We start from the raw sequence: 13,583 nt of genomic DNA on the forward strand, positions 1-13,583 counted from the left end.
CGTCTGCCTCCAGGCGCACACCGCCATGGTGGGCTGGGAGCCGCCGAACGTGCCGGCCCTCTGGCAGCGGTCGTAGCGGCTCCGGCCGCGTCCCCCGGGGAGCCGGGCGCCCGGTCGGCGGCAGGGCCGACCGGGCGCTCACCCGTGCCCACCGCCGGGGGTGTTACCCGGGGGTGTTAGCAGTCCGGAAGCGCGCGGGCAATGGCGAGAGCGAATCCAGTCGATCTTCCGTACTGGTTAGGCTTTCAAATGTTCTCAAGGTTAAAGTCGATCCCATGCATGCCTGGCCCGCCTCCGAGGTTCCCGCCCTGCCTGGTCAGGGGCTCCCCCTCCGTATCTTCGACACCGCAGCGGGCAAGGTCCGGGAGGTCGTGCCGCAGGACGGCACCGCCCGGATCTACGTCTGCGGCATCACCCCCTACGACGCGACCCACATGGGCCACGCCGCCACCTACAACGCCTTCGACCTCGTGCAGCGGGTCTGGAAGGACGCCGGCCACGACGTCCTGTACGTCCAGAACGTCACCGACGTCGACGACCCGCTGCTGGAGCGCGCCGTCGCCACCGGGCAGGACTGGGTCGCCCTGGCCGAGCGCGAGACGGCGCTGTTCCGCGAGGACATGACCGCCCTGCGACTGCTCCCGCCGGCGCACTACATCGGCGCGGTCGAGTCGATCCCGTGGATCGTCCCGCTGGTCCAGAAGCTGCTCGCCTCCGGCGCCGCCTACGACGTGGACGGGGACATCTACTTCTCGGTCGACGCCGACCCGCGCTTCGGCGAGGTCTCCGGCCTGACCCGCGAGGCCATGCGACCGGTCTTCGCCGAGCGCGGCGGCGACCCGGACCGCTCCGGCAAGCGCAACCCGCTGGACGCCCTCCTCTGGATGGCCGCCCGCCCGGGCGAGCCCGCCTGGGACACCGAGCTCGGCCACGGCCGCCCCGGCTGGCACATCGAGTGCGTGGCCATCGCGCTCCAGTACCTCGGCATGTCCTTCGACATCCAGGGCGGCGGCAGCGACCTGTCCTTCCCGCACCACGAGATGGGCGCCTCGCACGCCCAGGTCGCCACCGGCGACCACCCGTACGCCAAGGCGTACGTGCACGCCGGCATGGTCGCCCTGGACGGCCACAAGATGTCCAAGTCCCGCGGCAACCTGGTGTTCGTCTCGGCGCTGCGCCGCGAGGGCGTCGACCCGGCGGCGATCCGCCTGGCGCTGCTCTCGCACCACTACCGCGAGGACTGGGAGTGGACCAAGGCCACCCTGGACGAGGCCGTCGAGCGCCTCGCCCGCTGGCGCGCCGCGGTCTCCCGGCCGGACGGCCCGGCGGCCGAGCGGCTGCTCACCGAGGTCCGTGCGGCACTCGCGAACGACCTGGACGCGCCCGCCGCGCTGGCCGCCGTGGACTGCTGGGCGGCGGAGCAGGAGAGCGGGGGCGGCACCGACACCGGCGCGCCCGGCCTGGTCACGCGCACCGTGGACGCCCTGCTCGGCGTCGCGCTGTAGCAGCGGCCGTCACAGCCCGAAGGGGCGTCAGGACGAAGCGTCCTGACGCCCCTTCGGCGTGGGTTCCGGGCCCTACTCCTCCTCGGAGCCATCCTGGCTCTCCCGGGTGGTGCCCGGCGACTCCGGCTCGGCCGGCCGCTCGGCCGTCGCGTGCCCGGCCACCGGCTTCTCGCCGGTGGGCCCGACGTTCTCGCGGCGGCGCAGGTAGCGCTCGAACTCGCGCGCGATGGCGTCCCCGGAGGCCTCCGGCAGCTCCGCGGTGTCCTGCGCCTCCTCCAACTGCTGGACGTACTCGGCCACCTCGCTGTCCTCGGCGGCCAGCTGGTCCACGCCCAGCTGCCAAGCCCGGGCGTCCTCGCCGAGCTCGCCCGGCGGGATGCGCAGGTCCAGCAGGTCCTCCAGCTTGTTGATCAGTGCCAGCGTCGCCTTGGGGTTGGGCGGCTGGGCGACGTAGTGCGGCACCGCCGCCCACAGCGTCACGGCCGGCACCCCGGCGTGCGTGCAGGCCTCCTGGAGCACCCCGACGATCCCGGTCGGGCCCTCGTAGCGGCTCTCCTCCAGGTCCAGCCGACGGGCCAGCTCCGGGTCGGAGGTGACCCCGCTGACCGGCACCGGGCGGCTGTGCGGGGTGTCGCCGAGCAGCGCGCCCAGGATCACCACCAGCTCGATGCCCAACTCGTGGGCGAAGCCGAGCAGCTCGTTGCAGAACGAGCGCCAGCGCATGCTCGGTTCGATGCCGCGGACCAGCACCACGTCCCTGGTCACCGGTTCGGTCACCCGGATCACCGAGAGCCTGGTGGTCGGCCAGGTGATCCGCCGGATGCCGCCGTCCAGCCAGACCGTCGGGCGGTTGACCTGGAAGTCGTAGTACTCCTCCGCGTCGAGGGCGGCGAACACCTTGCCGCCCCAGGTCTCGTCCAGATGTGCCAGGGCCGCGGAGGCGGCGTCGCCCGCGTCGTTCCACCCCTCGAAGGCGCAGACCATCACCGGGTCGATCAACTCGGGAACATCTTCCAGCTCGATCACCCAGCGTCTCCCTCCGGTCGGCGGTCGGACCGGCACCGCCCCGGCTGGCCTGCCGGGGCACCGACGGGCCGGCTGCCGCCTGTCGAACCTCTCGTCTCCCGTGGAACGCCTCGCTCCACGGTCCCTACCTGCCCAGCCTACGGGCTTTGATGCGCAGGGCGGCCGGGCACCGGGACAGTCTGGGGGAGCGGGCCGCCGGGATCCAGCGGATATCCGGGCACCCTTGGCTGACGAACCATCAGGAACCCGGCCGCGAACGCGAGGTGCCCGGTCGGCGACACAGCGCGACGACTCCTTCTCCGGGCGTGACGGGCCCGGCTCGGCGTGCTCAGACCTCGACCCAGCCGCGCCGGTACGCCGCCCAGTTCTCCGGCGTCGCGGCGAAGTCCACGTACAGCGCGACGCCGAAGTTCGTCCGTCGCGGGTCCTGGCGCCCCAGGCCGAGCCGGACGCCCCGGACGGCGGCCGGTACGGTCTCGGCGTCGCCCCAGTGGCCCCACTTGTCGTCCCAGAAGAACGGCAGGCCGATCAGCAGGTCGACCTCGGGCGGGGTGGCCCGCAGCGCCAGCTCGGTCTGCTTCGCGACGTAGCCGCCGTACAGGGGCTCGGTCGGCATCGAGGTGTCGTAGGTCATCACGGCGATCTGGTCGACCCGGCGGGCGGTCTCGCGGAAGTACGCCTGGTCCCACCACTTGCCGTGGTCGGTGAGCAGGATGCCGGCGGTGTGCAGGCCGGGCACCGGGTCGATCTGCGGGGCCGCCACCGAGAGCTGGGCGCCGCGGGCCGCCGTGACCGGGTGGACCTGGTCGAGCAGGGCCAGCCAGCCGGCCGAACCCGGACGGATCGGCTCCATGTCGAAGTGCACGCCGTCGAAGCCCTGGTCCAGCACCTGGCGGGCGGAGGCGGTGATCCGGTCCCGGGTGGGCGCGTCCTCCAGGTCCAGGGCGTTCTTCTCCGGCTTGACCTCGTCGCCCAGCCAGCCCTGGAGCCGTACGCCCGGCAGCGCCCGGTGCGCGGCCTCGGTGAACCAGCGGGCCCTCGGGTGGACGGGCGGCGGCAGCGAGCCGTCGTGCTCCAGCGGGCCGGTGTGCACGTACAGGTCGCGCACGCCCGTCCCGGCCAGCTGCCGGGCCAGCGCCTCGATGTCGGCCTCGGTCTTGCGGCCGTCCACCCAGGCGTGGCCGAGCCAGACGGCGTCCCGGCCCCGGGTGCGGGCCTCGGCGGTGGGCTCGCCCGAGTAGTGCAGTCGGATCGAGACGAACAGCGAGCCCAGCGCGGCAACGGGCACGGCCGCCACCAGCGCCAGGACCACCAGTGCCCGGCGCCACCGGGACCAGCCCCGCCAACGGTCGCGCAGCGCTCCCCATCGTCTTTGGCGCAGCGGGGCCGTCAGGGCCCGACCGGTGCGCCGCGCCATGGTCCTGGATCGGGCCACGCGGATGCTCCCCCCCATGCGGTCGAGCGCTCAGGATACGGAATGCCCCGGCGAGCACCGGCGCGGGCCGGATACCCTGGCCAGGTGCGTGCCCGAGCAAGCGGGCCGCAAAGCCGACAGCCGTCGCACCAGGGAGAAGCCCCATGGCCACTGCAGCCGACCCGTCCATCACTCAGCAGAGCCGCGCGAACGCGTTGCGTGAAGCGCTCGCCACCCGGGTGGTGGTGGCAGACGGTGCGATGGGCACCATGCTCCAGGCCCAGGATCCGTCGCTGGAGGACTTCCAGAACCTGGAGGGCTGCAACGAGGTCCTCAACGTCACCCGGCCCGACATCGTCCGCTCCGTCCACGAGGCCTACTTCGGCGTCGGCGTGGACTGCGTCGAGACCAACACCTTCGGCGCCAACCTGACCGCGCTGGGCGAGTACGAGATCTCCGACCGCATCTTCGAGCTGGCCGAGGCCGGTGCCCGGATCGCCCGCGAGGTGGCCGACGAGTACGCCGCCGACGGCCGCATCCGCTGGGTGCTCGGCTCGATGGGCCCCGGCACCAAGCTGCCGACCCTCGGCCACGCCCCGTACGAGACGCTGCGCGACGGCTTCCAGGAGAACGCGGCCGGCCTGATCGCCGGCGGCGTCGACGCGCTGCTGGTCGAGACCAGCCAGGACCTGCTCCAGACCAAGGCCGCGATCCTCGGCTGCAAGCGCGCCCTGGCCGAGGCCGGGCTGGACCTGCCGGTGCTGGTGCAGGTGACCGTGGAGACCACCGGCACCATGCTGCTCGGCTCCGAGATCGGCGCCGCGCTCACCGCCCTGGAGCCGCTCGGCGTCGACTACATCGGCCTCAACTGCGCCACTGGGCCGGCCGAGATGAGCGAGCACCTGCGCTACCTGGCGAAGAACGCCCGGATCGGCCTGTCCTGCATGCCGAACGCGGGCCTGCCGGTGCTCACCAAGGACGGCGCCCACTACCCGCTCTCCCCGGCCGAGCTGGCCGACGCGCACGACGTGTTCACCCGTGAGTACGGCCTCTCGCTGGTCGGTGGCTGCTGCGGCACCACCCCCGAGCACCTGCGCCAGGTGGTCGAGCGGGTGCAGGGCCGCCCGGTCGTCGCCCGCGACCCGCAGCCGGAGCCCTCGGCCGCCTCGCTCTACCAGTCGGTGCCGTTCCGCCAGGACACCTCGTACCTGGCGATCGGCGAGCGCACCAACGCCAACGGCTCGAAGAAGTTCCGCGAGTCGATGCTGGCCGGCGACTGGCAGGCCTGCGTGGAGATCGCCCGCGACCAGATCCGGGACGGCTCCCACCTGCTGGACCTGTGCGTCGACTACGTCGGCCGCGACGGCGTCGCCGACATGAAGGAGATCGCCGGCCGGCTGGCCACCGCCTCCACCCTGCCGATCGTGCTGGACTCCACCGAGCCGCCCGTGCTGCGGGCCGGCCTGGAGGCGCTCGGCGGCCGCGCGGTGCTCAACTCGGTCAACTACGAGGACGGCAACGCCCCCGACTCGCGCTTCGGGAAGATCGCCTCGCTGGCCCGAGAGCACGGCGCCGGCCTGATCGCGCTGACCATCGACGAGCAGGGCCAGGCCCGTACCGCCGAGCACAAGGTCGCGATCGCCGAGCGGCTGATCGCCGAGCTCACCGCCGACTACGGCATCGACGAGGGCTCGATCCTGGTCGACTGCCTCACCTTCACCCTGGCCACCGGCCAGGAGGAGTCCCGCCGGGACGGCATCGAGACCATCGAGGCGATCCGCGAGCTCAAGCGCCGCCACCCCAAGGTGCAGACCACCCTCGGTCTGTCCAACATCTCCTTCGGCCTCAACCCGGCCGCCCGGGTGGTGCTCAACTCGGTCTTCCTGCACGAGTGCGTGGAGGCCGGCCTGGACTCGGCGATCGTGCACGCCTCCAAGATCCTGCCGGTCTCCCGCATCCCCGAGGAGCAGCGCGAGGTCGCCCTCGACCTGGTCTACGACCGCCGCCGTGACGGCTACGACCCGCTGCAGCGCCTGCTGGAGCTGTTCGCCAACGTCTCCACCGCCTCGGTCAAGGCCTCCAAGGCGCAGGAGCTGGCCGCGCTCCCGCTGGAGGAGCGGCTGCAGCGCCGGATCATCGACGGCGAGCGGAACGGCCTGGAGGCCGACCTGGACGAGGCGCTGACCGGGCGCCCGGCGCTGGAGATCATCAACGACACGCTGCTGGCCGGCATGAAGGTCGTCGGCGAGCTCTTCGGCTCCGGCCAGATGCAGCTGCCGTTCGTGCTCCAGTCCGCCGAGGTGATGAAGTCCGCGGTGGCCCACCTGGAGCCGCACATGGAGAAGTCCGACAGCGAGGGCAAGGGCACCATCGTGCTGGCCACCGTCAAGGGCGATGTCCACGACATCGGCAAGAACCTGGTGGACATCATCCTGTCCAACAACGGCTACAACGTGGTGAACCTGGGCATCAAGCAGCCGGTCTCGGCGATCCTGGACGCCGCGCAGGAGCACAACGCGGACGTGATCGGGATGTCCGGCCTGCTGGTGAAGTCCACCGTGATCATGAAGGAGAACCTGGAGGAGCTCAACCAGCGCAAGCTGGCCGCGAGCTACCCGGTGATCCTCGGCGGCGCCGCCCTCACCCGCGCCTACGTCGAGCAGGACCTGCACGAGATCTACGAGGGCGAGGTCCGCTACGCCCGGGACGCCTTCGAGGGCCTGCGGCTGATGGACGCGCTGGTCGCGGTCAAGCGCGGCGTGCCCGGCGCGACCCTGCCGGAGCTCAAGCAGCGCCGGCACGCCCGGGTCGAGGTGGCGGAGCCGGAGCCCGAGGTCAACCTCGGCCAGATCCGCTCCGACGTCGTGGTGGACAACACCGTCCCCACCCCGCCGTTCTGGGGCGACCGGATCGTCAAGGGCATCCCGTTCGCCGACTACGCCTCCTGGCTGGACGAGGACGCGCTGTTCAAGGGCCAGTGGGGCCTCAAGGCCGCCCGCACCGGCGAGGGGCCGTCGTACGAGGAACTGGTGGAGACCGAGGGCCGGCCGCGGCTGCGCGCCTGGCTGGACCGGCTGCAGACCGAGGGCTGGCTGGAGGCCGCCGTGGTCTACGGCTACTACCCGGCGAACTCCAAGGGCGACGACCTGATCGTCTTCCACGAGGACGGCACCGAGCGCACCCGCTTCACCTTCCCCCGCCAGCGGCGCGGCCGCCGGCTCTGCCTGGCGGACTTCTTCCGCCCGGAGGAGTCCGGCCAGCGGGACGTGGTCGGCCTCCAGGTGGTCACCATGGGCAACCGGATCTCGGAGGCGGCCAACGAGCTGTTCGCCGGGAACTCCTACCGCGACTACCTGGAGCTGCACGGCCTGTCGGTGCAGCTGGCCGAGGCGCTGGCCGAGTTCTGGCACGCCCGGGTCCGCTACGAGCTGGGCTTCTCCGGCGAGGACCCGCAGGACGTCAAAGACATGTTCGCGCTGAAGTACCGGGGCGCCCGCTTCTCGCTCGGCTACGGGGCCTGCCCCGAGCTGGAGGACCGCGCCAAGATCGCCGAGCTGCTGAGGCCGGAGCGGATCGGCGTGGTGCTCTCCGAGGAGTTCCAGCTGCACCCCGAACAGTCCACCGACGCGATCGTGATCCACCACCCCGAGGCGAAGTACTTCAACGCCCGGTAATCCGGACGCCCCGCTCCGTTCGCTCCTTTCGGGCGGAGCGGGCGTATCCTTGATGATCCTGAACGGGCCGGTCCGCTCACCAGCGGGCCGGCCTGTGCCATCCCCGGGACGCCCCGGGGCACTGTCGGAAGGACTCCCGCCATGACCACCAGCCCCACCGCCGCGCGCATCCTCGACCACGGGGACGACCGCGGCCTGCAGGCGGTGCTGGTGGACATGGACGGGACGATGGTGGACACCGAGGACTTCTGGTGGCAGGCCGAGGTCTCGCTCTTCGCCGAGCTGGGACACCAGCTGGACGAGCGGGACCGGGCGCAGGTGGTCGGCGGCCCGATGACCCGGGTGATGGACTACCTGGTCGGCCGGACCGGGGTGGACATCGCCCCGACCGACCTGGGCGTGCTGGTCAATCAGCGCTTCGTCGACCTGCTGGCCGGCGGCGTTCCGCTCATGCCGGGTGCCGAGCGGCTCCTCAACACCCTTGCCGCGCACGGCGTCCCGGCCGCCCTGGTGTCCGCCTCGCACCGGCACGTGATCGACATCGTGCTGCGCTCGCTGGGCGCCGAGCGCTTCGCCTTCAGCATCGGCGGGGACGAGGTGCCGCGCACCAAGCCCTTCCCGGACCCGTACCTGGAGGCGGCCCGCCGACTGGGCGCTGAGCCGGCCCGCTGCGTGGTGATCGAGGACACCCCGACCGGGGTGCGCGCGGGCGAGGCGGCCGGCTGCCCGGTGATCGCGGTGCCGTCGGTGGCGCCGATCGAGCCGGCGCCCGGGCGGCTGGTGCTGTCCTCGCTGGAGCAGGTCGACCTCGACCTGCTGCGCTCGGTGGTCGCCTCGCGCGTCTGAGGGCCCTCGGCCGAGCCCCCATCGACTGTGATTGTCATCTCATTGCGGCCGCACCCTACTCGCCGGTAATCGGCCGCGACCGGCCGTTGCCGGAGGTCGCCCGGGGAGAAAACGGGCATTGGCTGACAACTCGTCGAGTGTTCCGGGTTGCCCCGAACTACCGTGTCCCAAACGTCATCTGCACGGGTATCGGTCGTGCGTGTTCGATATGGCACGCTACTCGGGTTCGTGCCACCCAGAAGGACGCTCCCGTGAAGACTTCAGCTGAACGCCTGGCCGTACTCGGTTGTGCCGGACTGGTCGCCGTGACGGTGGCCGGCTGCGGATCGGTCACCGACGCCGTGAAGGGGGACGGCGGCGGCAAGTCGATCACCATGGGCACCACCCAGCTGACCGGCGTGCTGGACCCGGCGACCGCCTACGACTCCGGTTCCTGGACGGTGCTGCGCAACACCTTCCAGTCGCTGCTGACCTTCCCGGCCGCCTCCAGCGCGCCCGTCCCGGACGCCGCGCAGTCCTGCGACTTCACCGCCGGCGACGCCAGCGAGTACCACTGCACCCTGCGGACCGGCCTGAAGTTCTCCAACGGCCACCCGCTGACCGCCCAGGACGTGGTGTTCTCGATCGAGCGCACCAAGAAGATCAACGACCCGAGCGGCCCGGCCGCGCTGCTCTCCTCGATCAAGAGCGTCGAGGCCAAGGGCGACACCGAGGTGATCTTCCACCTGGCCACCCCCGACGCCACCCTGCCGGCCAAGCTGGCCAGTCCGGTCGGCGCCATCGTCGACCACCAGGTCTACCCGGCCGACAAGGCCCTCCCCAACGACAAGCTGATCGGCTCCGGCCCGTACCGCTTCGACTCGGTCGAGGTCATGAACGGCGGCGGCGCCGGCAAGCAGCTCTCCAAGATCGTGCTGGCGCCCAACGACAAGTACGGCGGCGAGGCCAAGCTGCGCAACAGCAAGTTCACCGTGCGGTACTTCGACAAGCCCGCCGACCTCAAGGACGCGCTGGACAAGGGCGAGGTCGACCTCACCGACAGCAGCCTGGAGCCGAACACCGCCGCCCAGATGCGCTCCGACCAGCAGGGCGGCAAGACCGACCTCCAGGTGGTCGAGGGCGACAGCAGCGACACCCGCTCTCTGGTCTTCAACACCAAGGACCCGGTCGTCTCCAACGTCGCCGTCCGCCAGGCCGCCGCGGCGCTGCTCGACCGCAAGGCGCTCGCCCGCGACGTCTTCGCCCGCACCGTCCAGCCGCTGTACGCGATGGTCCCGGCCGGCGTCACCGGCCACACCACCGCCTTCTTCGACCGCTACGGCGACCAGGACGTGGCCAAGGCCAAGAAGAGCCTCACCGACGCCAAGATCCAGACCCCGGTCAAGCTCACCCTCACCTGGTCCCGCTCGCGGGCCGGCAGCGCCGAGGCCGACACGCTCAAGAAGCAGCTGGAGACCGGCGGCCTGTTCCAGGTGACGGTCCAGCAGGAGCCGGACTGGGACAGCTACCGGAAGGGCTGGGCCGACGGCAAGTACCAGGCGTACATCATCGGTTGGTTCGCCGACTACCCGGACCCGGACAACTACATCGCCCCGCTGCTGGTCGACGGCGGCTCCTACCACCACGGCTGGGACGACCCGCGGATCAGCCAGAGGCTGGTGCCGGACGGCCTCAAGCAGACCGACCGCAGCGCCGCCGCGGCCGGCTACGCGCAGATCCAGCAGATCGTCGCCGAGAATGCGCCGCTGATCCCGCTGTACCAGAACAAGGCCTTCTTCGCGGCCCGTTCGTACATCACCGGCGTCGAGTCCACCGTCGACACCACCGGCTACTTCCGCTTCTGGGAGATCAGCCGCACCAGCAAGTAGGACGCGTACGGCGGCCCGGCCGCTTCCCCTTCGCTGTGAGGGGGAGCGGCCGGGCCGCCGTCACGTTTCTCCTTGTCGTTGCGGGCCCTCGGGCCGCTACAGGGTGCCGGGCCGCACCAGTCCGCTCTCGTAGGCGTACACCGCGGCCTGCACCCGGTCGCGCAGCTGGAGCTTGGTCAGCACATGGCCGACGTGCGTCTTGACGGTCGTCTCGCTGACGAACAGTTCGGCCGCGATCTCCGCGTTCGACAGCCCGCGCGCCACCAGCTTCAGCACCTCCAACTCCCGCTCGGTCAGCGCGTTCAGCGCCTGCGGCGGCGCCTCCTCGCCCGAGGGCAGCTTGGTGGCGTACATGTCCAGCAGCCGGCGGGTGATGCTCGGCGCCAGCATCGCCGCGCCGTCCGCGACCACCCGGATCGCCTGCACCAGCTCCTCCGCCGGGACGTCCTTCAGCAGGAAGCCGCTGGCACCCGCGCGCAGCGCCTCCACCACGTACTCGTCCAGGTCGAAGGTGGTCAGCACCAGCACCTTGGCCGGGCCGTCCCGCCCCGGACCGGCGATCCGGCGGGTCGCCTCGACGCCGTCCATCCTCGGCATCCGGATGTCCATCAGCACCACGTCGGGCTGCAACGCGCGCACCTGGTCCAGCGCCTGCTGACCGTCGCCGGCCTCGCCGACCACCACGAGGTCGGACTCGGCCTCCAGGATCATCCGGAAACCGGTGCGCAGCAGCGGCTGGTCGTCGACCAGCAGCACTCGGATCGTCACTAGGACTCCTTGCTCATCGGATCCCCCGTGGGATCGCTTTCATCCGATGTACGGACCTGTGCTGGCGTGAAAATTCCCGCCTAGCCCGCGACGCCGGGGCACGCACCTCGCGGCGTTGTCGTCGGTCGCCGATGCTCCGCATCGTCTCCCTCCTCCGCCTTGCGATGCACGCACCCCAACGCCGCGGGCGTGCGCCGGTAATTTTCACGCCAGCACGGGCAGAGGATACGGCGGCGGGGTGCCGCCGAACTCCGGGCAGCTGGCCTGGTGGTCGCACCAGTCGCAGAGGCGGTTGCGGGTGGCCGGGAAGTCCCCGGTGGCCACCGCGTGGCTGATCCGCTCCCACAGCGCCTGCAACTTGCGCTCCACCGCCCGCAGGTCGGCCTCGTCCGGGTCGTAGCTGACCACGTTCCCGCCGCCGCCGAGGTAGACCAGCTGGAGGCGCTTGGGGATCACGCCCTTCCAGCGCCACACCACCAGCGCGTAGAACTTCATCTGGAACATCGCCTTGCCCTCGAAGTCCCGCGAGGGCGCCCGGCCGGTCTTGTAGTCCACCAGCCGGACCTCGCCGGTCGGGGCGACGTCCACCCGGTCGATGTAGCCGCGCAGCAGCAGCCCCGAATCCAGCGCGGTCTCCACGTACAGCTCGCGCTCCACCGGATGCAGCCGGGTCGGGTCCTCCAGCCGGAACCACTGGCCGACCAGCTTCTCGGCGTCCGCCAGCCAGCGGGTGAGCGCCGCGCCGTCCGGGTCGTCCGGGAACAGCGAACCCAGCTCCGGGCGCTCGCCCAGCAGCCGCTCCCACTGCGGGCGCAGCAGGCCCAGCGCCCGCTCCGGCGTCCGCTCGGCCGCCGGGCTGTCGAACAGCCGCTCCAGCACCGCGTGCACCAGAGTGCCCCTGGTCGCCGCCGCGCTCGGCGGCTCCGGCAGCCGGTCGATCACCCGCAGCCGGTACAGCAGGGGACAGGTGAGGAAGTCCCCCGCGCGGGACGGGGAGAGCCCGGTCGGGGGCGCCGCCGGGCGCGCCGGGGCGTCGGCGGCACTGCTGGTGTCGGTCTGCTGCATGCCTACGACCCTATTGCCCTTCGCTGTCATCCCGCTGCCACCGTGCTGCCACCGGTCCCGGGGGCTCTTCGTTGGGTATGAGGGCAGACAGAGGGGCGCGCGGCACCGGGTGGGCGCGATCACGTAGCGTGGGCGCACCGGGGACACGGCGGGCGGGACGACCGAAGGGATCACGGTGAGCGACAGCAGGGGGCAGCAGACCTCCGACCAGCCACCGCAGGACGGCGGGCGCCCGGGCGGGCAGCCGCCGGAGCGCGGCGGCGGCCTCCTGATGGGGCGGCCCTTCGGCGTGCCCATCTACGTCACGCCCTCCTGGTTCGTCATCGCCGCCCTGATCACCTGGGTGTTCGGCGGGCAGCTCGGCGACGTCCTGCCGGAGCTCGGCAGCGGCCTGCGCTACCTGGTCGCCTTCTTCTTCGCCGTCGCCTTCTACGCCTCCGTCCTGGTGCACGAGCTGGCCCACACCCTGGTGGCCCTGCGGTACCGGCTCGGGGTGCGGCGGATCCAGTTGCAGTTCTTCGGCGGGGTCTCCGAGATCGAGAACGAGGCCGAGAGCCCCTGGCGCGAGTTCTGGCTGGCCTTCGTCGGCCCGCTGCTCTCGCTGGTGCTCGGCGGCGTGTTCTTCCTGGCGCTGCGCGCCGTCGAGCTGTCCACCGTGCCGGGGGTGCTGCTCACCGGCCTGATGGTCTCCAACCTGGTGGTCGCCGCCTTCAACCTGCTGCCCGGCCTGCCGCTGGACGGCGGCCGGATGCTGCGCGCCCTGGTCTGGGCGGTCACCGGCAAGCCGATGACCGGCACGGTGGTCGCCGCCTGGGTCGGCCGGGCGCTGGCGATCGCCGTCCTGATCGGCCTGCCGCTGCTCAACGCCGCCCGCGGGGTCGAGACCACCACCACCGACACCCTGGTGGACGCGGTGATCGCCGCCGTCCTGGCCGCGATCATCTGGAACGGCGCCACCGGCAGCGTGCGCAACGCCCGGCTCAAGGAGGTGCTGCCCGGCCTGCGGCTGCGCGACCTCGCCCGCCGGGCCGTCGAGGTCACCGCCGACACCCCGCTCGGCGAGGCGATGCGCCGCGCCCGCGAGGCCCAGGCCGGCGCGGTCGTCGTGGTGGACGGCCGGGGCGAGCCGATCGCCATCGTCCGCGAGTCCGCGGTACGGGCCGTGCCGGAGCACCGCCGCCCCTGGGTCGCGGTCGGCCCGCTGGCCCGCGACCTGGAGCCCGGGCTGCGGCTGGACGCCGACCTCAGCGGCGAGGCGCTGCTGCGGGCCGTCCAGACCACCCCGGCGGGGGAGTACCTGGTGGTCGAGGCGGACGGCCGGATGTACGGCGTCGCCGCGCTCACCGACATCGAGCAGCGGCTGACCGCCGCCGTCACGAGGAGATGATCCGACCGTGGTCGGGCGGCGGCGCCCGCT

General features: G+C 72.1%; 10 protein-coding genes. 6 read left to right on the top strand and 4 right to left on the bottom strand.

Annotated features, from left to right (window positions below):
* Together J0670_RS40470 and mshC are read left to right on the top strand one after the other, a co-directional pair.
* Positions 1-76 (top strand): carbohydrate-binding protein (locus J0670_RS40470; RefSeq protein WP_374223055.1); only part of this gene is annotated, 76 nt, incomplete at its 5' end.
* A gap of 199 nt (positions 77-275) precedes the next feature.
* Positions 276-1,505, top strand: a complete 1,230-nt coding sequence (mshC, locus tag J0670_RS03140; protein WP_207809346.1) for a cysteine--1-D-myo-inosityl 2-amino-2-deoxy-alpha-D-glucopyranoside ligase — start codon at positions 276-278, stop codon at positions 1,503-1,505.
* A gap of 72 nt (positions 1,506-1,577) precedes the next feature.
* Here the strand turns inward: mshC and J0670_RS03145 are convergent, their stop codons facing one another.
* Together J0670_RS03145 and J0670_RS03150 are read right to left on the bottom strand one after the other, a co-directional pair.
* Positions 1,578-2,531: a PAC2 family protein gene (locus J0670_RS03145; protein ID WP_207809348.1), complete on the bottom strand. Its 954-nt coding sequence runs from the start codon at positions 2,529-2,531 to the stop codon at positions 1,578-1,580.
* A 328-nt stretch (positions 2,532-2,859) separates the two neighbouring features.
* Positions 2,860-3,966 (bottom strand): hypothetical protein, encoded by a 1,107-nt coding sequence (locus J0670_RS03150; protein WP_307806359.1) that lies wholly within the window; start codon positions 3,964-3,966, stop codon positions 2,860-2,862.
* 143 nt (positions 3,967-4,109) lie between these two features.
* Here J0670_RS03150 and metH point away from each other — a divergent pair, with 143 nt between their 5' ends.
* From metH to J0670_RS03165, 3 genes are all read left to right on the top strand, one after another.
* On the top strand, positions 4,110-7,619 hold the full coding sequence (gene metH, locus J0670_RS03155) for a methionine synthase (RefSeq protein WP_207809353.1): 3,510 nt from the start codon (positions 4,110-4,112) through the stop codon (positions 7,617-7,619).
* A gap of 141 nt (positions 7,620-7,760) precedes the next feature.
* Positions 7,761-8,465, top strand: coding sequence for an HAD family phosphatase (locus J0670_RS03160; RefSeq protein WP_207809355.1), 705 nt, complete (start codon positions 7,761-7,763; stop codon positions 8,463-8,465).
* Between the two features lie 251 nt (positions 8,466-8,716).
* Positions 8,717-10,333, top strand: a complete 1,617-nt coding sequence (locus tag J0670_RS03165; protein ID WP_207809357.1) for an ABC transporter substrate-binding protein — start codon at positions 8,717-8,719, stop codon at positions 10,331-10,333.
* Positions 10,334-10,429: 96 nt separating this feature from the next.
* Here J0670_RS03165 and J0670_RS03170 read toward each other — a convergent pair whose 3' ends face one another.
* Both J0670_RS03170 and J0670_RS03175 read right to left on the bottom strand, forming a co-directional pair.
* A complete protein-coding gene (locus J0670_RS03170; protein WP_148647703.1) occupies positions 10,430-11,101 on the bottom strand; it encodes a response regulator transcription factor in 672 nt (223 codons plus the stop codon).
* 204 nt (positions 11,102-11,305) lie between these two features.
* Entirely contained in the window at positions 11,306-12,166 is an 861-nt protein-coding gene (locus J0670_RS03175; protein ID WP_243436452.1) for a RecB family exonuclease, read from the bottom strand.
* 169 nt (positions 12,167-12,335) lie between these two features.
* On the opposite strand from J0670_RS03175, the gene J0670_RS03180 reads away from it, so the two are divergent.
* Positions 12,336-13,553 carry a site-2 protease family protein gene (locus tag J0670_RS03180; RefSeq protein ID WP_374223056.1) on the top strand — a complete coding sequence of 406 codons (1,218 nt, stop codon included), beginning with the start codon at positions 12,336-12,338 and terminating at the stop codon, positions 13,551-13,553.
* The last annotated feature ends 30 nt before the right edge of the window (positions 13,554-13,583 follow it).

Origin of the sequence: Streptomyces sp. FH025, from assembly GCF_017427025.1 — a bacterium.
GTDB lineage: Bacteria > Actinomycetota > Actinomycetes > Streptomycetales > Streptomycetaceae > Kitasatospora.